We start from the raw sequence: 20,363 nt of genomic DNA on the forward strand, positions 1-20,363 counted from the left end.
ACCGTCAGCGTCTGCGCGCCGGACGCCCGCAGCGACGGTGACAGGATGGTGGGGTCGGTCAGCGAGTGGCAATAGATCTCGCAGGGCAGCGGATCGGGTACCCGGCCAGACACGGCCGCCTCGAACGCCGAATCCAGTTGGCTGTATGCCTCGTTGATGTGAAACGTGCCGCCGAATGCCTGTTCCGCCGTGACACCGGAATCGCGCAACCGTGGCAGGCGCTGCAGCATCAGATTGACCTTCACCTGGCATCCGGGTGACGACGACGGAGGTACCTCGCTCAGAAGCGACGCCAACACCGTGGGCGTGACGTTTGCGAGCACGAATCGTCCGTGAACCCGGTGCTCCCCGTCGCGAACCCGGTATCGCACTTCTCCGTCCGGAGTGACGCTGAAAACATCAGCACCGGTGATGATTTCAGCGCCGTAACGCCTCGCCGCCGTGCTCAGCGCGTCAGTGACCGCGCCCATGCCACCGACCGGTACGTCCCAATCGCGGAACACGTGATACAAGAAGCAGGCGTTCTGGCGCAACGACGAGTCGTCCAGTCGTGCGAACGTGCCGATCAACGCATCGGTGGCAATCACGCCGCGCGCCAGGTCATCTCGCGCCGCTTCCCTGATCGCTATCCCGATCGGCTCTTCGACCAGCGCGGCCCACGCTGTGTCGTCGTCAACCAATCGCCTTGCCTGGCTGCGTGACAGCAGTGGTGCGGTCATCGTCGGCCACAGCGCTTGAGTGATCAGCCGGCACCGCCCGTAGAAGTCAGAAGCGAAGCCGTCGCCCGCCTGGACGAGAAGGCCGGTGCGGCCACCAGTGCCCGGGTCGGGCGTGTACGACGAGTACTTTCGGCGCAGAAGCCGCACGGGCAGTCCCAGGTCGTCGACAATGCGTGAAGGCAACAGGCTGACCAGATACGAGTACCGCGACAGCCTCGCATCAACCTCGGCAAACGCCTGCGCGGAAACCGCCGCCCCGCCGACATGTTCGAGTCGCTCGAGCACCAATACTCGTTGGCCGGCGCGCGCCAGGTACGCGGCGGCGACCAGCCCGTTGTGCCCGCCGCCGATGACGACGGCGTCGTAGGAGGTCAGCTCAGGTAGCCCTCGACCTCGTCGCCTGGGCGGACGTGCGCGCTTGCGGGATCACCGCCCGTCTCACGCAACGCGCGCCGCTGCCGGAGAAGATCCCAGCACCGGTCAAGCTCGACCTCGACGGCCCGCAGCCGTGAGTGTTCCTCGTCGGCGCTGATCTCACCGCGCTGCAACTTGGCGCGCAGCTCCTTCTCCTCAGCGACGAGTGCGTTGATATTCCGAAGGGTGTCGTTGTCCTCTGCCACATCCACAGTGTGCCCGCTAGCGTGGTGTCTGTGACAGACAAGCCCGAGATCGACTTCCCGTCCGGTCCTGCACCCTCCGAGCTCGTGATCGAAGACCTCACCGTCGGCGACGGTGCCGAAGCTGTGCCGGGCGGCACGGTGCAAGTACATTACGTCGGCGTCGAATACGACACCGGTGAGGAATTCGACAGTTCATGGAATCGCGGGAAATCCATCGAGTTTCCGTTGCGCGGGCTGATTCAGGGCTGGCAGGACGGCATTCCGGGGATGCGCGTCGGTGGTCGCCGCAAGCTGACGATCCCCCCTGACCAGGCGTATGGCCCCCCGGGATCCGGGCATCGGTTGTCGGGCAAGACACTGATTTTCGTCATCGACCTATTGGGCTCGAAGTAAGCCGCCGACTGGCGAGGTGAGGACTAGAACGGGTCGGGTGGCGTTGGACCAGGCAGCCTGAGCAGCAGGCGGACGCCGCCAAGCGGGCTGGCCTCCAACGAAGCTGTGCCACCGTGCAATTCGGCTTGCTGCGCGACGAGCGCCAGGCCGAGTCCCGACCCCGACTGGGACGCGGTGGAGCCGCGGGAGAACCGCTCGAACACCACCTTGCGCTCCTCCTCGGGAAGGCCACAGCCGTCGTCGTCGATGGCGATCTCCACCCCCGCGCGCGAGCTGACCGCCGACAGCTGGATGCGAGTTGCCCCGCCGTGTTTGACCGCGTTGGCGATCGCGTTGTCCACGGCCAGCCGCAATCCAGCGGGCAATCCGACGATGATCACAGACGGCGACGGCATCAGCGACACGTCCAGGTCCGGCCAGATCCGCATCGCGTCATGCGCAGCACGGTCGAGCAGATCGGTGATGTCGACGGGCACATGATCGTCGGATGTCGACAGCTCACCCTGGGCCAATCGCTCCAGGGCCGACAACGTCGCCTCGATCCGCGACTGGGTGCGGATCACGTCGCTGAGCACTTCCTTGCGCTGCTCCTCTGGCAATTCCAGCGTGGCGAGTACCTCGAGGTTGGTGCGCATCGCAGTCAACGGTGTGCGCAGCTCGTGTGAGGAGACCGCGGCGAAGTCGCGGGCCGATGTGAGTGCCGACTTGGTACGGTCCTGCTCCTTCCAGATCCGCTGCAGCATGCCGTTGAGGGCGTCGGCGATCTCGACTGCCTCGGTGGCGCCGCGGATTTCGACGTCCGGTGCCTCATCTCCCGCGTCGATGGACCGGGCTTGCTGGGCCAGTCGTCGGAACGGCCGCACCGCGAATGTCGCGAGCAGCCAGCCCAGGACCGCCGCTGCGCCGATCGCGAACAAACAGATCAGGATTACTCGTCGATGCAGGTTGTTGGTTTCTGCGATGGTGTCGTCGTAGGTGGCGCCAACGGCCACCGACATCGGTTCGTCGCTGCGAATCGGGACGGTTCGTACCCGGTAGCGGACGCCTTCGAGGTAGGTGTCGGCATAGTCGGAATCGAGCTTGGGCAGAACGACATTCGCGTTCGACACGGGCGGCTGGTTGCCCTTGTAGACCGTGATGACGACATCCTGGTCGTTGGGGGAGCGCGGGATCTCGTCCAACCCTCGCGGCAGGAACGGCAGCGCGAACCCGGCAGCCTCGTCGAGGCGGCGATCCAGCCGCTCGATGCGGTCGTTGGTGATGCCGATCCACACGATCGTGCCGACGATCAGCACGACGATCGCCGCGCCGATCGCGGTGGCGAACGCTACCCGGGTCCGAAGAGACGGGGTGCGGCGGAATGCATTCGAAACGCGGTTCACGGCCGTCTGTTCTGCGCGAGTTCTGCACCAGGGCTGCTGATCCGCGGAATCAACGACCCTGGTGCAGAACTCGGCGTGTATCGGCGCCGGCAAGCACTCATCGGTGTTCTCTGTTCTTCGCGCAAGCGCTCATCACTGCGTCCTCAGGACGAATCCCACGCCCCGCACCGTGTGCAGCAGCCGCGGAGCGCCCCCGGCCTCGAGCTTGCGGCGCAGGTAGCCGATGAACACGTCGACGACGTTCGTGTCCGCGGCGAAGTCGTACCCCCAGACCAGCTCGAGCAGCTGCGCGCGGGAGAGCACCGCGGTCTTGTGCTCGGCCAGCACGGCGAGCAGATCGAACTCGCGTTTGGTCAGGTCGACGTCGACGCCGTTGACGCGTGCCCGTCGTCCGGGGATGTCCACCTCCAGCGGTCCCATTTGGATGGTCTCCGAGCTGAATGTGGCTGTCGAGCCCCGTCGGCGCAGCAGAGCGCGCACCCGCGCGACCAGTTCGGCCAGCACGAACGGCTTGACCAGGTAGTCATCCGCGCCGGCTTCCAGTCCTGCGACCCGATCGTCGACCGAGCTACGTGCCGAAAGCACGCACACAGGTACGTCGTTGTCCATCGCTCGTAACGCCGTCACCACGCTCACGCCGTCCAGCACGGGCATGTTGATGTCCAGCACGATCGCGTCGGGGCGGCTCTCGGTGGCGCTGCGCAGTGCCTCGGCCCCGTCCGTGGCCGTTGCCACGTCGAACCCGGACAGTCTCAGCCCGCGCTCCAGCGACGCAAGCACGTCGGCGTCGTCGTCGACCACGAGCACGCGCGGGGATGCAGCACTGTCCATGTCGTCAATCTTGCCTGATAAACGACTGCGGACGACGGAGGCGCGTGAGGTGCTGCCAGAAAAACGTGCAGGCGATCTCTCCGATGGCAAACCAAACGGAATGTGCTGGTGCTACTATTCGGACCTTATGCTGACGCCTTCACAGCGCCTGATTGTCGAGCCCGATGACGGTTTAACCCCGGTTGTCGAATTCATCCAATCCGCGCAGACCTCGCTTCTCATCAAACAATTCGCTTTGACCGAAGAAAGCATTATCAACGCGATTATCGACCGGCAGAACGCCGGCGTCGACGTGAGGGTCATGCTGAACCCCGCACGGTCCGGCGGAGATCGTGCGAATGACGAGAGTTACGAGACGTTCGAAAAGGCCGGTGTTAAAGTCCAGTGGTCGAACCCCAACTTCTATGTTACACATGAGAAGTCGATTGTGGTGGACGGTAAAACCGCGCTCGTCGCGACCTTCAATCTCCATCCGAAGTATTTCACCCTGACTCGTGACTACGGCATTATCGTCGATAACCCGCATCAGGTGGCGCAGATAACTGAGGTTTTCGACGCCGATTGGGATCACCGCGAATGGACCTGCTCCACATATGAAGGGTTGCTCTGGAGCAATTCGAATTCCCGATACCACATGGCCGAGTTCATCGATACCGCAAAAGTCTGCCTGGATATTCAGCACCCTAAATATGTCGACGCCGTGATTCTCGATCACATTGCCGCCGCTGCCGATCGCGGCGTGAAGGTCCACGTGTTGTGCGGGGGTAGGCACGGGATCAGCGAGTGGGACATTTTGGACACCTTCGCGTCGCTGCGCACCCTGCGCCGGTTCGGCGTCAAGGTGCACAAGCAGAAGAACCTGCGAGTCCACGCCAAGCTGCTCATCGCCGACGGCATGCACGCCTTGGTCGGATCGATGAACATCGACCGCAGCGCCTTCGACATGCGCCGCGAGCTGGGTGTCACGGTGACGGCGCACGACGTCGTCGCGCGGCTCAAACAAGTCTTCGACTCCGACTGGGAGCTCTCCCACCACTACGATCCGCCGGATCCACTTCGGTCGTCCGAGCACGTCGAGGATGACTTCCCGCACGACGAAGACCTCGTGCATGAGTGAGCTCGAGGAATCGCCTGCAAAGGTCTCCCTGTTCGAGCTGGCATTTACGTTCAATCACATCGCTCTCGCGTCGTTCGGGGGTGGCCTGTCCGCCTGGTCACGAGAGGTGATCGTGGTGGAAAAGAAGTGGATGGATGACAAGGAGTTCCTCAGCGCCTTGACGATGTGCCGGATCCTCCCGGGCGCGAACCAAGTGAACATGGCGGTGTACGTCGGCACCAAGATGGCCGGCATCCCAGGTGTGATCGCCGCGCTGTTCGGCCTCTGCTTCCTGCCTGTCGTGTTCATTTTGGCGATGGGCTACTTCTACTTCAAGTTCAAGGAAGTGCCTGCGCTCAAGAGCAGCCTCCACGGTGCTTCCGCCGCAGCCGTGGCGCTGACCGTGGCGATGGCGATCAAGACCGGCCAGAAAGCCCTGGGCGGGATCGTGCCGATCCTGCTATTTGCCGCGACGTTCGTCCTCAACGGCATTCTGCGCTGGCAGCTTCTGCTGGTTCTTGCGATCGTCGCGCCGCTGAGCCTGATCTGGGCGTGGCCGAGAAAGAAGCCAGCTTCGTCGTGAGCACGTATCTCCAGCTGGCCGGGCTGTTCGGGATGCTCTCGTTGCTGTCGATCGGTGGAGGCAACGCCGTTCTGCCGGAAATGCACTTGAAGGCGGTGAAGGGCGAGCACTGGCTGACCGACTCGCAGTTCGCCGACGTGTTCTCCATCGCCCAGGCCGCGCCGGGACCAAGCATCCTGATCGTGACGTTGGTGGGATACGGCGCGGGGCTACAGTACGGCGTCGCAGGCGGCGTGCTCGGCGGCGTCATCGCGACCGTGGCGATGATTCTGCCCGCGGCGGTGCTGGTGTACCTACTCACGCTGGTGTGGCAAAAGGCGCAGGAATCGCCGCTGCGGGCCGCTGTCGAGAAGGGCTTCGCGCCGCTGACGGTGGGGCTGATCCTGGCCACCTCCTACGTGATGGGGCGTACCGCCGACCACGACTGGCGGGCATACGCGCTCACCGCCGTGTGCACGGCGATATTCGTCTTCACGAAGACGAATCCGCTGATCGTTGTCGGCGCGGCCGCCGTGCTCGGTTATCTCGGCGTGGTCTAGCGACACACCCCGGAAGGGTTTGACCTCATCCATTGTTGAGGTTTTACCGTGGGGGCAGTGAGTATCGAAGCCGTAGCCAGGAGCACCCTTTACCGCCAGATGAGTGCCAAAGGGGGAGACCTGCGCGCCCTCGCCGGCCGCGGGCTGTTGCGTCGCATCTGGCGTTTCGCACACCCCCATCGCCGCAGGCTGGCGGTATTTGTCGGCATCAGCGTCGTCGGTGCGTTGTTGGCGGTCGCCACGCCGCTGCTCGCCGGACGGGTCGTCGACGTGATCGTGCGCGGTGGTCCCTCCGCGGCGGTGATCGGGCTGGCCGTCGTGATTGCCGTGGTGGCGCTGGCCGAAGCTGGCGTGTCGCTGGCGACCCGTTGGCTGTCGTCGACGATCGGTGAGGGGCTGATCCTCGACCTGCGCACCGCGGTGTTCGACCACGTGCAGCGGATGCCGGTCGCGTTTTTCACCCGGACCCGCACGGGTGCACTGGTCAGCCGGCTTGGCAACGACGTGATGGGCGCCCAGCGGGCATTTTCCGACACCCTGTCGGGCGTGGTGTCGAACGCCGTCACGCTGACGCTGACGTTGGCGGTGATGGTCGGAATCTCGTGGCAGATCACGCTGCTGTCGCTGGTTCTGGTTCCGTTGTTCGTCGTGCCCGCGCGGCGCATTGGCGGGACCATGGCGCGGCTGAGCCGGGAACGGTCGATTTACAACGCCACGATGAATACGCAGATGACAGAACGTTTCTCGGCTCCCGGCGCGACGTTGGTCAAGCTGTTCGGCAATCCCGAGCGGGAATCGCAGGAGTTCGCACTGCGGGCCGGGCAGGTACGCGACGTCGGGGTCCGCTCGGCGATGCTGCAGTCGACGTTCATGAACTCGTTGACTCTGATGTCCGCGCTGGCGCTGGCGCTGGTCTATGGATTGGGCGGTGTGCTCGCCATCGGCGGACACCTTGCCGCGGGTGCCGTGGTCACCCTGGCGCTTCTGCTGACCCGGCTATACGCACCGCTGACCGCGCTGGCCAATGCGCGCGTCGAGATCGCCAGCGCCCTAGTCAGTTTCGAGCGGGTGTTCGAGGTGCTCGATCTGGAGCCGCTGATCCAGGAGAAGCCGGACGCGGTCGCTGTGCCGGAGGGCCCTGTGGCGGTGCAATTCGACGACGTCCAATTCGGCTATCCGTCCGCAGACAAAGTGTCGCTTGCCTCGCTGGAAGAGGTAGCGGTTCTGGATGATCGCGGCGGAGATGAAGTGCTACATGGGATTTCGTTCACTGTCGAGCCGGGGCAGATGGTGGCGCTCGTCGGCTCGTCGGGAGCAGGCAAGTCGACGATCGCGTCGCTGCTGGCCCGCCTCTACGACGTCGAGTCCGGCGCGGTGCGGCTCAACGGCGTCGACGTCAGGTCATTGTCGTTCGCGGCGCTGCGGGAGACCGTCGGCATGGTCACACAGGACGGCCACCTGTTTCACGAAAGCATCCGCGCGAACCTGAAGCTCGCCGCACCCGAGGCGACTCACGACGATCTGTGGGATGCGCTGCGGCGGGCTCGGCTGTCCGACGTCGTCGCCGCGATGCCCGACGGTCTCGACACCGTCGTGGGAGATCGGGGCTACCGGCTCTCCGGCGGCCAGCGCCAGCGGCTCACCATCGCGCGCCTGTTGCTGGGTGACTCGCGCGTCCTCGTGCTCGACGAGGCGACGGCCTCGCTGGACTCGGCATCAGAAGCCGCTGTCCAACAAGCACTTTCGGAGGCGCTTGCCGGCCGGACGTCGATTGTGATCGCGCACAGGCTGTCCACGGTTCGGGCCGCCGACGTGATCCTCGTCGTCGAGGACGGCCGCATCGTCGAGCGCGGCACGCACCAGCAACTGCTCAACCTTGATGGCCGCTACGCCGAGCTGTACGTCACGCAGTTCGGCGAGGACGCCTCTGCGGCGTAGCGCTCAGCGGTAGACCAGGCCGCTCAGTTGCCACGTGAGCGCGCGTCGGACCGCCGGTATGCGCGACGCCGCTGACATCGCGACGTTGCGCGCCGGGCGCAACCCGCTCGGCAGGGTGGCCAACCGGGTCAGCCGGTCGGTCAGCTTCACGACCTGGCGGGCAATCGGCCGGCGTGCATCGCTGTACGCGTCCAGCAGCTGATCGGGCTCTCCGCCGACGATGACGCGGTCGAGCACGTCGGCCAATGCGACGGCGTCCTGGACGCCAAGGTTCATGCCCTGGCCGCCGGCGGGGCTATGCACGTGGGCGGCATCCCCCGCGAGCAACAGCCGGCCCGAGCGGTACGTGTCGGCGACGCGGTGGTGAACACGGAAGCGCGAACCCCAGACCACCTCGCCCACCTGGAGCTGCCCCGGGCCGAAGCCCCGAGTGTCGAGGAGCTCCTGGACGAATTCGCGTTCGGGTTCGGCAGGCGCATCAGCGACCGGGGAGACGATCCTGAAGACGTCACCTGGAAGCGGTGCGACGACGACGAGCCCGTTGCGCGCAAAGAACAACAGGATTTCGCTGACGGGTACCTCGCCGGTCATGCGGACATCAGCCAACACGAACGACGCCGGATATGCCGCACCGACGAAGTTGATGCCTGCTGCGGCTCGCACTGTGCTGTGCATTCCGTCGGCGCCGACGACGTATCGCGCGCGAATCTCGTCGCCGTCCTCGAATGAGGCGACGGCACAGTCGCTCTCCTGGCGCACCGCGATGAGCTTCTTTGGTCGCGTGACGTGGCCGCCGAGTTCCTCCAGCCGGTCGAGGAGCATCTTCTCGGTCTCGGCCTGGGAGATCATCAGCGTGTACGGATAGGCGGTCGGCAGGCTGCCGAAGTCCAGCGGAATCAACACCCGGTCGTGGTCGCGGATGCTGAAGGTGCGTGCCTGCAGACCGCTCTTGACCAGGCGTTCGCTGACATCGAGCTCTTCCAGCACCTCAAGCGTGCGTGCGGCGACCGCCGCGGCGCGCGACGTGTTGGCGCCCGATGGCATTGCGTCGACCACCGTCGCGTGGACACCTCCTGCCGCCAACGCGGTCGTCAGGGTCAAACCGGTCGGTCCAGCCCCGATGACCAGCACATCTGTTGAAGTAACCATCTCGACTCCTCCTTTGCCAACGCTTGTTGGCATCAAGCTTGCGCCCGCTCCGCGCAAAAGTCAACACGCGTTGGCCTACAATTGTTGGCATGCCGAGAAGCTCTGAGCTGACGAAGGCCGCGATCCTGGCCGCAGCGCGCGAGAAGTTCGCCGCGGTCGGATACGAGGCTGCGACGATCCGTGCGATCGCTGCGGATGCGAACATCGACCCGTCGATGGTGATGCGCTACTACGGCAGCAAGGACCAGCTGTTCGCAGCGGCGGCCGAATTCGATCTCCGCTTTCCGGATTTGGTCTCCGTCGACCCGAATCAGATCGGCGAGGCCCTCGTCCGTCACTTCCTGGATCGCTGGGAGGGCGACGAGACTCTCGTGTTGCTATTGCGGACCAGTACGACGAATAGCGAAGCAGCACAACGGATGCAGCAGATCTTCGCCACGCAGCTTGCGCCTACGGTGGCCCGGCTTGCCCCCTCAGACGCGGCAAAGCGCGCGGCTCTCATCGCGACGCAGATTCTCGGCCTTGCATTTTGCCGGTATGTGCTGAAGTTGCCGCCAATCGTGCAGATGCCGCGCGAGGACGTCGTCGCTTGGGTCGGACCTACCGTGCAGCGCTACCTGATGTCACCCGATCCCTAATCCGCGAAATGGAATTCCATGTAGTGATTCGGCCCGCGCAACGACATGGAATTCCATTTCGCGGCGATCGGCGCTACGCCTGGATCGCGGCGGCGATCTTCTGCTCGATGCTGGCGCGCGCCGTCGCGGGCAACGCGATCAGCCCGTCGAGTTCCTTCTTAGCGCGGCCGTAGGCGTTCTGGCGTTCCTGGGGAGTCGCCCCACTGTCGGCTGCCAGCCTGATCAGATGCTGCGCGCGCTCGATTCGCTCCTGATCCTCAGCAGAGAAGTCACTACGGCGGCGGCGAATAGCCTCGGCCTCGGCGATATCGAACGCGCTCACATACTCCGTGACGGCGTCGCGGTAGTCGAGTTGCGCGTCGCGATCGCCCATCAGATCGTCGACTGATTCCGGCCGCAGCAGGTCGGCCTTGCGCTTGGCCCGGTGGAAATCGATCGTCAGGGGATTGCGCATGTCGGTCATCATCGGGAAGTCGAGAAGCTTCGCGATGTCGAGCTCATAGTCCAACCACTTCGCGTCAGTTCGGCTGTGCTGGTCGAGCACTCGCGTCATCTCGCGGCGGTTGGCCGTCTCGTTGGTCTTCGCGCGGCCCGCGGCTTCCGCGACCGCGACCTTGGTCTGCTGCTTGATGCGGTAGCGCTCGAGTCGTCGCTCGGCACGGCGCTCGTTGGCGGCCGAGACCGCCCTCAGCCCCCCGGCGATCACCCCGCTGAGAGGGAAGACCAACCACCAAAAGGATCCGACGAAATGAAAGAACGGTCCCATAACGCCAGCATGCCACTGAGAATTGCCTTGGGCGTTCCGGCCGAGCGCCGACGAGATTGCTGCCCTTGGCTTCCCGGGCGGGCGTTACAGTCGTTTCGCGCAGGCAGCACGCCCGTGTCGTTGAGAAGGAGCGGTTGCATGACTTATCTGGGGGGCCCGGGATACGGCGCCAGCCAAGGGTATGGGTATGGCGTCCAGCCGCAAGGTTTCGCGCCTAATCCCCAAGCCGTGAGTTACGGCCCGGCGCCAGCACCAGCGCTAGGAGTAGGGCGCAGCATCCCCTTCTATCTGAACATCGGTGTGGCAGGACTGGGAATCATCAGCTTTTTCCTCGGCTTTGCGCCGTATCTGACGATCGGCGTGGAATCGAAAGGTATGGACACCCTTCGCGACCCGACGCCAAAAGACTCAGTCGACTTCTTCGCAAACCTCGGTTTTGGTGCCGGCGTGATCGGTCTTGGCCTCTTGGTGACAGCCGCGCTGATGGCGGCTTTCGGGCTCATCCCGAAGGCGTCGAGCAATGACACCGCAGTTGCGGCTCTTTCGGTCGCCGGGTTCTTGTGCCTGCTCTTTCTGATGTTTGGTCTCGCGGACGGGTTCTTGGGGACGAAGTTTCACGCCGGAGTCGGCTTGATACTCGTTCTCGTTGCGAGTTTTCTGCAGTCAGCCCTCGCGATCGCCGCCATGCTCATCGAAGCCGGTGTGATCAGGACGGGCGGCGGTTACGCCTACCCTCCCGGCTATGGACCGGCGCTATATCCAATGCCCCCAGGCCCCGTGCCGCCGGGCGCAGCGCCCCAGACGTTCGTCCAGCCGACCCAGGTCGCGTATGGGCCGCCGACCAATCCGTTTGCCGGAACACCGCCCGCAGGCACCACGTACCAGTCGCCCTACCAACAGCCGTAACGGCTCCCGGCCGGGAGGCAATACAGACAGCGCGCTCGCGGGGCGCTAGTTTAGGCAACCGGAGACACGCTCGACTCGACCGTATGGACAAGGAGCCAGTGAATGACTTACTCGACAGGCCCGGGGGGCTACGGCGAACAGCCGCAGGCCGGCGGTGGCCAGGGCTACGGCCAGCCTGCACCGGCGTACGGTGCTGCGCCGAGCGCCGGTAGGGGCGTCCCGTTCTTCCTGAACATCGGCGTCATCGCCCTCGGCGTCATCAGCTTCTTCCTGGGGTTCGCGCCGTTCGTCAAGGTGGACGAGACCTCCGGCAAGAGCCCTTTCAATGAAAAGACGAAATCGTTCAGCTTCTTCTACAGCATCTTTCCCTCGGGTGTCGGAACCATCGCCTTGGTGGCGCTGCTTGCGGCCGCTCTGATCGCCGCCTTCGCGTTGCTGCCGAAGCAGGAACCGCACGACGCCGTGGTGGCGGGGTTGTCAGTGACGGGCTTTGTCTCGGCGCTGTTCCTGCTGTTCGGCATCGGCGACGGGTTCAGCGCAGGCATCGGCCTGATCCTGGTCCTGGTCACCTCGTTCCTGCAGGCCGCGGCTGCCGTCGTCGGCCTGCTGCTCGGGTCGGGCGTCATCAAGCCGCCCGCGCCGCGACAAGCGCAGTACGGCGGCTATTACGGCCAACCCGGCTACGGCCAGCCGCAGCAGCAGCCGTACTACGGAGCAGGCGCGCCCGGTGCGCCGGGAGCCCCGACGTATCAGGCGCCGCCGTCGCAACCCGTGCCGCCGCCGTCGCAGCCGCAAGTGCCCCCGCCGTCGCAACCGCAGCCGCCGCAGAACCCTTGGTGACGCAACGGGTTTAGCGCGCGCTCACCCCGACATTGGCAGACCGATTCGGCGGTAGCGCGCCAGCCGGTTGGTGTAACGCTGCGCGCTCGGCTCGCTCCTCGAGGCGGCGACCTCGGCGGCGACGGCCCTCGACAGCCGTTTGGTGAACTCGATCGGTTCGTCGGCGGCGTCGGGATGCTCGGGCACGATGGCGTCGACGATCCCGGAGGCCATCAGGTCTGTGGCGCGAATGCCTTGCGCGGCAGCCAGATCCGCGGCGTGCGCGACGTCACGGTAGACGATCGCGCTGGCGCCCTCGGGTGGCAGGGGCGCCAGCCATGCGTGCCGCGCGGCCAGTACCCGGTCTGCGGGCACCATGGCCAGAGCGGGACCGCCGCTGCCCTGGCCGAGCAGCACCGACACCGTCGGCGTCGGCAGCGTCACCAAATCCGCAAGGCACCTTGCGATCTCGCCGGCGAGTCCCTCCTCTTCGGCTTCGGCTGACAGGGCCGGGCCTGGGGTGTCGATCACCAGCACCAGAGGCAGCATCAGCCCAGCGGCCAGCGCCATGCCGCGGCGTGCTTTGCGCAGCGCCGCGGGACCTACTGTCCCGGCGACTGTGTGCCGCTGGCCGAGCAGCACAGCGGGCTGCCGGTGGAAACGGGCCAGGGCCAGCACCGTTTCGCCGTCCCCGCTGCCCGACAGCGGCACCCGTTCGGTGGCACCGTGCCGAAGCAGGTAACCAACGCCTGGACGGTCAGGACGGCGCGACGCGATGACCGACTCCCAGGCCGGGACGTCGGGTGACGGCTCGGGAGCCGCGGCCGTCGGCGGCGGCGGCGGTGCGTCGACGATGACCTTCAACGCCCGTTCCAACGTCCTGCGCAACCACTTCAACGGGACCACCCCGTCGATCACCCCGTGCTCCTGAAGATGTTCTGCCGTCTGTATGCCCGTCGGAAACGGCTCGCCGTACAGCTGCTCGTAAACGCGCGGCCCGAGGAAACCGATCAGGGCGCCCGGTTCGGCGATCGTGACGTGACCCAGCGATCCCCACGACGCGAACACGCCACCGGTGGTCGGGTGACGCAAATACACCAGATAGGGCAGATGCGCGCGCTTATGCTGCTCGACCGCGGCCGCGATCTTGACCATCTGCAGAAACGCGACGGTGCCCTCCTGCATACGCGTGCCACCCGAACTCGGCGAGGCCAGCAACGGCAGCCGTTCTGCGGTCGCGCGTTCCACCGCACGGGTGATCCGTTCGGCGGCTGCCACCCCGATCGACCCTGCGAGGAAATCGAATTGGGAGGCGATGACGGCGACACGACGGCCGTGTATGCGTCCCTCACCGGTGAGCACCGACTCGTCGCTGCCCGTCGACGCGCGGGCGGCGGCCAGTTCCCTGGCGTATTCCGCCTCGGGGGCGACGTCCAGCGGTGCGGTGTCCCAGCTGACGAACGACCCTTCGTCGAGCACCGCGTCCCGCAGCGCTGACACGGGAATCCGGCTCACGGGATGAGGGTAGCCAGGCGAATGGCGTTATAGGTTGAGCGCGATGAACGTCCCCGCCGGCACCGTGAACGCGACGATGTTCGGTGACGCGAACCTCGCCTACCTGGTTGCCAAGTCCGGCGACATGCCGAAGAGCTTTGCTCGCAACGTGTGGCTTGGCGGCACCGGCGGGTTGTTCGTCGCCGCTGGGTTGACGGCGCTGTTCGTCGTGTTCTTTCCCTTGTCGGCGGTGGGACAAATGGCCAGCCTGGCATTCCTGTTGATCTACGCGACGGTGTCGGTGGGTCACTTCCGCGTCCGTTCGCAGACGGGCGCCAATCCCGTATTGCTGGCCATCGGTGTCGTGTTGAACCTCGGGCTGTTTGTTCTGCTTCTGGGCTACACGATCGATACCGGGCCGGCCAGCACATGGATCACGCTGCTGGCGGTGCTCGTCTGCAGCTTCGCGTTCGAGTTCGGGTACCGGCGGCTGACCGGTCGCAAACTGCGCCTCAGCTAACCCCGCTAGGGTGGCTCCATGATCGGTGTCACTCGCGTCGAGGCCGTCACGACGATCGAGATGCAGCGGCCGGACCGCCGCAACGCGCTCAACAGTGAGCTCGTCGAAGAACTGCGCAAGGCGATTGAAGCCGCCGCCGCGGAGGATATGCGGGCGCTCGTGCTCACCGGGCAGGGCAGCGTGTTCTGCGCCGGCGCCGACCTGTCGGGCGACGCGTTCGCCGCCGACTATCCGGACCGGCTGATCGCGCTCAACAAGGCGATCGACGCGGCGCCGATGCCTGTCATCGGGGCCATCAACGGACCCGCCATCGGCGCCGGGCTCCAGCTCGCCATGATCTGCGACCTGCGCGTCGTCGCACCCGACGCCTTCTTTCAGTTTCCCACCTCCAAATATGGCCTTGCTCTTGACAATTGGAGTATCAGACGGCTTTCGTCACTGGTCGGTCATGGTCGTGCCAGGTCGATGTTGCTGACCGCGGAGAAGCTCGGCGCCGAGACCGCGCTGCTGACCGGGATGGCCAACCGCATCGGTGACCTCGCCGACGCCCAGAAGTGGGCCGACGAGATCGCCGGGCTGGCGCCGCTGGCGCTTCAGCACGCCAAACGTGTCCTGAACGACGACGGCGCGTACGAGGAGCAGCACCCGGTCCACAAGGAGCTCTTTGAAAAGGCGTGGGCCAGCGAGGACGTGATCGAGGCACAGGTGGCCCGGCTTCAGAAGCGGCCGCCAGACTTCAAGGGCGCCTGAGCGAATGCTTCGAGGTGCGCTGCGGTTGGGCATCGGCACCGCCACGCTGCTCGGCGGCGGGTGGGCGCTTCGGGCGCTGCGCGGCGCACCGGCGGCGCTGGGCGCAGGACCGCTGGCCATTCGGGCGGTCGCCAACGCGTCGCCGAACTACCGCGAGGGGGCGTTCGTCAACATCGATCCCGCGTCGATGATCGAGATGAACCGTCAGGAGCAGCGCATCTTGCTGCGGGAAATATTGTCCGGACGCGCAGGGCGGCCTCCCGCCGATATTCCGCTGGTCCAGCCCGCCAACCTGAGCCTCCCTCCGGCGCCGCTGGCCGTCACCTGGCTCGGCCACTCGACCACGCTCGTGGAGATCGACGGGTACCGCGTGCTCACGGACCCGGTATGGAGCGAGCGGTGCTCGCCGTCGCACACCGTGGGTCCACAGCGGATGCACGCGCCACCGGTTCTGCTCGAGTCGCTGCCTGCCATCGACGCGATTGTGATCAGTCACGACCACTACGACCATCTCGACCTCGATACCGTGGTCGCGCTGGCGCGTACTCAGCGCGCGCCCTTCTTCGTCCCGCTCGGAGTGGGCGCTCATCTGCGCGACTGGGGTATCCCCGCGCACCGCATCGTCGAATTGGATTGGGGCGAGCGGGGTTCCGCGGATGATCTGACGCTGGTCTGCACACCGGCGCGGCATTTCTCGGGTCGCTTCCTGTCACGCAATACGACGCTCTGGGCGTCGTGGGTGTTCGCTGGTCCGCAACACCGCGTCTACTTCGGCGGAGACACCGGGTATACGACGACCTTCGCCGACATCGGTTCAGAGCACGGACCGTTCGACCTCACGCTGATGCCGGTCGGGGCCTACAACGCGCTCTGGCCGGATATCCACATGAACCCAGAGGAAGCGGTGCGTGCGCACCTGGACGTCAGCGGACCGGGACGAGGGCTCCTGGTGCCCATTCACTGGTGCACTTTCCGGCTCGCTCCGCACCCGTGGGCCGAGCCCATCGAACGACTCCTCGAGGCCGCCAATGCCGACGACGTGACCGTCGTCGTGCCCAAGCCGGGCGAGCGCGTGGACCCGTCGGACGTCACCGCCGCGCCTGGCGCGACGCCCCGCACGGGATTCGAGCGGTGGTGGCGGATGTGAGCGGCTAGCGTCGTTGGTGTGATGCAACGAGTTGCACGAGCTGCGCTCGCGGTGATTTTGCTGACGCTGGCCGCCTGCGGGTCCCCGCAGGCGCCGGCTCCGTCGTCGTCATCGAACAGGCCGCCCAACGAGGTATCCGGCGTCGACATTCCGGCCGGTCGGGTCGACGACGCGATCGGCAAGGTCGACGGCCTGGTGGACGAGCTGATGAAGCGCAGCGGCATCCCAGGCATGTCGGTTGCGGTGGTACACGACGGGAAAGTGGCCTACGCCAAGGGATTTGGTGTCAGAGATGTTCGATCCGGCGCTAAAGTCGATCCCGACACGGTGTTTCAGATCGCTTCTCTGTCGAAGCCGGTGGGCGCCACCGTCGTTGCGAACCAGGTCAGCCACAACATGGTCGGGTGGGACATGCCGGTGTGGGTCACCATGCCGTCATTTGTGCTCTCGGATGCCTACGTCACGCGCCATGTGACGGTCGCAGATCTCTACGCGCACCGCTCCGGCTTGCCCGACCACGCGGGTGACGGCCTGGAGGACCTCGGTTACGACCGAAGTCAGATAATCGAGCGGCTGAAATTCCTGGCACTTGATTCCTTCCGAAACACATACGCTTACACCAACTTCGGGATCACCGCAGCCGCAGAGGCGGTCGCCGCGGCAGCGAAGAAGCCGTGGGAAGAGCTCTCCGATGAGGCGCTGTACCGGCCGCTGGGTATGACATCGACGAGTTCGCGATTCGCCGACTACGAGGCCAGGCCGAACCGAGCCCTCGCTCACGTGAAGACACCAACGGGCTACCAACCGCTGTTTACCAGAAATCCCGACGCACAGTCGCCGGCGGGCGGCGTCAGTTCGTCGATCAACGACATGGCGCGCTGGCTGATGATGGTGCTCGGCAACGGCACCTACAACGGCGTGCGGATTGCTTCGCAAGAAGCATTGCTGCCCGCAGTGACTCCTCAGGTGATATCGGTCCCGCCGGGCAACCCGGGTGCGCGGGCGTCGTTCTACGGCTACGGGTTCAACGTCTCAGTAACGGCCGCCGGGCGCACCCAATACAGCCATTCGGGCGCGTTCGCACTCGGTGTCGGATCGGCATTCGCGGCGCTGCCGTCCGCGAACGTCGGGATCATCGCGCTCACCAACGCCGCACCGATCGGTGTGCCCGAAACGCTGGCTGCCGAGTTCATGGATCTCGTGCAGTTCGGCGAGATTCGCGAGGACTGGGCAGCCCTCTACCACCAGGCCTTCGACTCGATGGACAAACCCGAGGGCTCCCTCGTCGGCAGGCAGCCGCCCGCGAACCCGGCACCGGCCAAGCCGCTGGATACCTACGTCGGCGACTACGCGAATCCTTATTGGGGCCCGGCGAAAATCACTCAGGCCGGCGGCGGACTGCAGCTTTCGATCGGGCCGCGCAACGACACGTTCCCGTTAACTCATTGGGACGGCGAAACGTTCACGTTCACGCTGCAAAATGAGAACGCCCCGCCGGGGACGATTTCGAAGGCGACGTTCGCCGGCAACGAACTGACGCTGGAGTACTACGACCGAAACAAGGTAGGCACTTTCACGCGCTGATCTGGCTACGCTGGCGGCCATGGCCGAACCCGACGTCGCCGGACCACAATCTGCGGAATCGTTGAACGCCGGCCTCACCGACGCCGAAGTCGCCCAGCGAATCGCCGAGGGCAAGGCCAACGACGTCCCCACCCGCGCAGCGCGCAGCGTCTCAGAGATCGTCCGTGCGAACGTGTTCACCCGGATCAACGCGATCCTGGGCGTGCTGTTCGTGATCGTGCTGTCCACCGGATCGTTGATCAACGGCATCTTCGGCCTGCTGATCGTCGCGAACAGCGCGATCGGCATCATCCAGGAATTGCGTGCCAAACAGACGCTGGACAAGCTGGCGATCGTCGGGCAGGCCAAACCCCTCGTGCGCCGACAGGGTGGCACACGCGAACTTCTGCCCAACGCCGTCGTGCTCGACGACATCATCGAGTTGGGTCCCGGGGATCAGATCGTCGTCGACGGCGTCGTCGTCGAGGACTCCAACCTGGAGATCGACGAGTCGCTGCTGACCGGCGAGGCCGACCCCATCGCCAAGGATGTGGGCGATCCGGTGATGTCGGGCAGCTTCGTCGTCGCCGGAAGCGGCGCCTACCGCGCCACCAAGGTCGGCCGCGAGGCTTATGCGGCCAAGCTGGCCGAGCAGGCCAGCAAGTTCGAGCTGGTCAAATCCGAGCTGCGCACAGGGATCAACACGATTCTGAAGGTCATCACCTACCTGCTCCTTCCCGCCGGGCTGCTGATCATCTATACCCAGCTATTCACCACTGCCGCCGGTTGGAAAGACGCGGTGCTTGGGATGGTCGGCGCACTGGTGCCGATGGTGCCCGAAGGCTTGGTGTTGTTGACGTCGCTCGCGTTCGCCGTCGGCGTGATCCGACTGGGCCGGCGCCAGTGCCTGGTGCAGGAGCTGCCCGCGATCGAGGGTCTCGCGCGCGTCAACGTGGTCTGCGCTGACAAGACGGGCACCCTGACCGAGAACGGCATGCGGCTCTCGGAGACGGAGCCCGTGGCCGGAGGGACGGTGACGCTCAGCCACGTCGCCGATGTGCTGGCGTCTCTTGCCGCCGATGACACCCGGCCCAACGCCAGCATCCAGGCGATCGCGGAGGCCTACAGGCTGCCGCCGGGCTGGACCGCGACAGCCGTCGCGCCGTTCAAGTCCGCCACGAAGTGGAGCGGCGTGACCTACGAGGGTCAAGGGAACTGGGTGATCGGCGCGCCTGATGTGTTGCTCGACCCTCAGTCCTCCATCGCCGAGGAGGCGGAAGCGATTGGCGCGCGGGGGCTTCGGGTCCTGTTGCTTGCCTCAAGCGACGTGCCCGTCGATCATCCGCATGCTCCCGGCACCGTCACGCCCGCGGCGTTGGTAATTCTCGAGCAGCGAGTTCGCCCTGACGCCAAGGAAACGCTGGAATATTTTGCTACACAGAATGTTTCGGTCAAAGTCATTTCAGGCGACAATGCCGTCTCGGTGGGTGCGGTGGCGTCGTCGCTGGGCCTGGAAGGAGCGACGCTGGATGCCCGCGAGCTGCCCGCCGACCCCGCCGCGCTCGCCGACACGATGGATGAATATTCCACGTTCGGCCGGGTGCGGCCAGACCAGAAGCGAGCGATGGTGCACGCCTTGCAGTCTCGCGACCACACGGTGGCGATGACAGGCGACGGCGTCAACGATGTGCTCGCACTCAAGGACGCCGACATCGGTGTCGCGATGGGTGCGGGGAGCTCCGCGTCACGGTCGGTGGCCCAGATTGTGTTGCTGGACAACAAGTTCGCCACGCTGCCATACGTGGTGGCCGAGGGCAGGCGGGTGATCGGCAACATCGAACGCGTCTCCAGCCTGTTCCTTACCAAGACGGTGTACGCCGCGTTGCTCGCGGTGCTTGTCGCGCTAGCCGGGCTCCGGTCGAAGTTCTTCGACACGGCCCCGCTGCCGTTCCCGTTCCTGCCTGTCCACGCGACGATCGTCGGGTGGTTCACCATCGGCATTCCGGCGTTCATTCTGTCGCTGGCGCCCAATAACGAACGTGCGAAGCCACATTTCGTGCGCCGCGTGATGACGGCGGCGCTGCCGTCGGGCCTGATCGTTGGCATCGTGACGTTCGCGTCGTATCTGTTGGCATACCGCGGCTCCGGGGCGACCCCGGACGAGAAACTGCAGGCGTCCACGTCGGCATTGATCACACTATTGGTGGCGGCGCTCTGGGTGCTGGCGGTAGTTGCCAGGCCCTACACCTGGTGGCGGGTGGGGTTGGTGACGGCGTCGGCGCTCGCATACGTCGTGATCTTCTCCATTCCCCTTGCCCGCAAGTATTTCGAGATTGATCCATCGAACCTCGCGCTGACCTCGCAGGCGCTCGCGCTTGGCCTGCTCGGGGCCGCGGCGATCGAGGTGACGTGGTGGGTGCAGGGCCGGTTGCTCGGCGAACGGCGTCGCTTGTGGAGACGACCGGCGCTGGGCAACAATGACGCCCGACAACCGGCTAGCTAAGGGGGTG

Annotated in this window: 20 protein-coding genes; 13 read left to right on the forward strand and 7 right to left on the reverse strand. The window is 65.5% G+C overall.

Annotated features, from left to right (window positions below):
• Together QOH60_RS09125 and QOH60_RS09130 are read right to left on the reverse strand one after the other, a co-directional pair.
• Positions 1-1,094: phytoene desaturase family protein (locus tag QOH60_RS09125; RefSeq protein WP_526419406.1), on the reverse strand; the 1,094-nt coding region annotated here is incomplete at its 3' end.
• Positions 1,091-1,339, reverse strand: a complete 249-nt coding sequence (locus QOH60_RS09130; protein ID WP_526419340.1) for a DUF2630 family protein — start codon at positions 1,337-1,339, stop codon at positions 1,091-1,093. The genes QOH60_RS09130 and QOH60_RS09125, both read right to left, overlap by 4 nt.
• A 30-nt stretch (positions 1,340-1,369) precedes the next feature.
• On the opposite strand from QOH60_RS09130, the gene QOH60_RS09135 reads away from it, so the two are divergent.
• Complete coding sequence (locus QOH60_RS09135) at positions 1,370-1,732, forward strand: FKBP-type peptidyl-prolyl cis-trans isomerase (protein WP_526419342.1); 363 nt, start codon at positions 1,370-1,372, stop codon at positions 1,730-1,732.
• Between the two features lie 23 nt (positions 1,733-1,755).
• Here QOH60_RS09135 and QOH60_RS09140 read toward each other — a convergent pair whose 3' ends face one another.
• Positions 1,756-3,114: a sensor histidine kinase gene (locus QOH60_RS09140; protein WP_526419344.1), complete on the reverse strand. Its 1,359-nt coding sequence runs from the start codon at positions 3,112-3,114 to the stop codon at positions 1,756-1,758.
• Between the two features lie 132 nt (positions 3,115-3,246).
• A complete protein-coding gene (gene prrA / locus QOH60_RS09145; protein WP_526419346.1) occupies positions 3,247-3,945 on the reverse strand; it encodes a two-component system response regulator PrrA in 699 nt (232 codons plus the stop codon).
• A 127-nt stretch (positions 3,946-4,072) separates the two neighbouring features.
• Between prrA and QOH60_RS09150 the strand changes: the two genes are divergently transcribed.
• From QOH60_RS09150 to QOH60_RS09165, 4 genes are read left to right on the forward strand one after another with little or no spacing between them, the layout of a single operon-like run.
• Positions 4,073-5,062 (forward strand): phospholipase D-like domain-containing protein, encoded by a 990-nt coding sequence (locus QOH60_RS09150; protein ID WP_526419408.1) that lies wholly within the window; start codon positions 4,073-4,075, stop codon positions 5,060-5,062.
• Entirely contained in the window at positions 5,055-5,624 is a 570-nt protein-coding gene (locus QOH60_RS09155) for a chromate transporter (RefSeq protein WP_526419348.1), read from the forward strand. The genes QOH60_RS09150 and QOH60_RS09155 overlap by 8 nt, the downstream gene beginning before the upstream one ends.
• The gene (locus tag QOH60_RS09160) at positions 5,621-6,163 is read left to right on the forward strand and encodes a chromate transporter (RefSeq protein WP_526419350.1); all 543 of its coding nucleotides are present in this window, start codon (positions 5,621-5,623) and stop codon (positions 6,161-6,163) included. The genes QOH60_RS09155 and QOH60_RS09160 overlap by 4 nt, the downstream gene beginning before the upstream one ends.
• Before the next feature lie 57 nt (positions 6,164-6,220).
• Positions 6,221-8,101 (forward strand): ABC transporter ATP-binding protein, encoded by a 1,881-nt coding sequence (locus QOH60_RS09165; protein ID WP_526419352.1) that lies wholly within the window; start codon positions 6,221-6,223, stop codon positions 8,099-8,101.
• A 3-nt stretch (positions 8,102-8,104) separates the two neighbouring features.
• Here QOH60_RS09165 and QOH60_RS09170 read toward each other — a convergent pair whose 3' ends face one another.
• Positions 8,105-9,250, reverse strand: a complete 1,146-nt coding sequence (locus QOH60_RS09170; RefSeq protein ID WP_526419355.1) for an FAD-dependent oxidoreductase — start codon at positions 9,248-9,250, stop codon at positions 8,105-8,107.
• Positions 9,251-9,339: 89 nt separating this feature from the next.
• Between QOH60_RS09170 and QOH60_RS09175 the strand changes: the two genes are divergently transcribed.
• On the forward strand, positions 9,340-9,888 hold the full coding sequence (locus QOH60_RS09175; protein WP_526419357.1) for a TetR/AcrR family transcriptional regulator: 549 nt from the start codon (positions 9,340-9,342) through the stop codon (positions 9,886-9,888).
• A 73-nt stretch (positions 9,889-9,961) separates the two neighbouring features.
• Here QOH60_RS09175 and QOH60_RS09180 read toward each other — a convergent pair whose 3' ends face one another.
• Entirely contained in the window at positions 9,962-10,654 is a 693-nt protein-coding gene (locus tag QOH60_RS09180) for a hypothetical protein (protein ID WP_526419359.1), read from the reverse strand.
• A gap of 138 nt (positions 10,655-10,792) precedes the next feature.
• Here QOH60_RS09180 and QOH60_RS09185 point away from each other — a divergent pair, with 138 nt between their 5' ends.
• Together QOH60_RS09185 and QOH60_RS09190 are read left to right on the forward strand one after the other, a co-directional pair.
• Positions 10,793-11,560 (forward strand): DUF5336 domain-containing protein, encoded by a 768-nt coding sequence (locus QOH60_RS09185; RefSeq protein ID WP_526419361.1) that lies wholly within the window; start codon positions 10,793-10,795, stop codon positions 11,558-11,560.
• 102 nt (positions 11,561-11,662) lie between these two features.
• Positions 11,663-12,400, forward strand: coding sequence for a DUF5336 domain-containing protein (locus QOH60_RS09190; RefSeq protein ID WP_526419363.1), 738 nt, complete (start codon positions 11,663-11,665; stop codon positions 12,398-12,400).
• Between the two features lie 21 nt (positions 12,401-12,421).
• Here the strand turns inward: QOH60_RS09190 and QOH60_RS09195 are convergent, their stop codons facing one another.
• Positions 12,422-13,894, reverse strand: coding sequence for a carboxyl transferase domain-containing protein (locus QOH60_RS09195; protein ID WP_526419365.1), 1,473 nt, complete (start codon positions 13,892-13,894; stop codon positions 12,422-12,424).
• Between the two features lie 43 nt (positions 13,895-13,937).
• Between QOH60_RS09195 and QOH60_RS09200 the strand changes: the two genes are divergently transcribed.
• Genes QOH60_RS09200 through QOH60_RS09220 form a run of 5 tightly spaced genes read left to right on the forward strand, consistent with a single transcriptional unit; the run spans position 13,938 to position 20,356 of the window.
• Positions 13,938-14,393, forward strand: a complete 456-nt coding sequence (locus QOH60_RS09200; protein WP_526419367.1) for a hypothetical protein — start codon at positions 13,938-13,940, stop codon at positions 14,391-14,393.
• A gap of 18 nt (positions 14,394-14,411) precedes the next feature.
• Positions 14,412-15,143: an enoyl-CoA hydratase gene (locus QOH60_RS09205; RefSeq protein ID WP_526419369.1), complete on the forward strand. Its 732-nt coding sequence runs from the start codon at positions 14,412-14,414 to the stop codon at positions 15,141-15,143.
• Positions 15,144-15,147: 4 nt separating this feature from the next.
• Positions 15,148-16,290 carry an MBL fold metallo-hydrolase gene (locus QOH60_RS09210; RefSeq protein WP_526419371.1) on the forward strand — a complete coding sequence of 381 codons (1,143 nt, stop codon included), beginning with the start codon at positions 15,148-15,150 and terminating at the stop codon, positions 16,288-16,290.
• Between the two features lie 21 nt (positions 16,291-16,311).
• A complete protein-coding gene (locus QOH60_RS09215; protein ID WP_526419410.1) occupies positions 16,312-17,874 on the forward strand; it encodes a serine hydrolase domain-containing protein in 1,563 nt (520 codons plus the stop codon).
• A gap of 19 nt (positions 17,875-17,893) precedes the next feature.
• Positions 17,894-20,356, forward strand: a complete 2,463-nt coding sequence (locus QOH60_RS09220; protein WP_526419373.1) for a cation-translocating P-type ATPase — start codon at positions 17,894-17,896, stop codon at positions 20,354-20,356.
• Positions 20,357-20,363 lie beyond the last annotated feature (7 nt).

It is taken from the genome of Mycobacterium sp., from assembly GCF_032159765.1.
Classification (GTDB): domain Bacteria; phylum Actinomycetota; class Actinomycetes; order Mycobacteriales; family Mycobacteriaceae; genus Mycobacterium.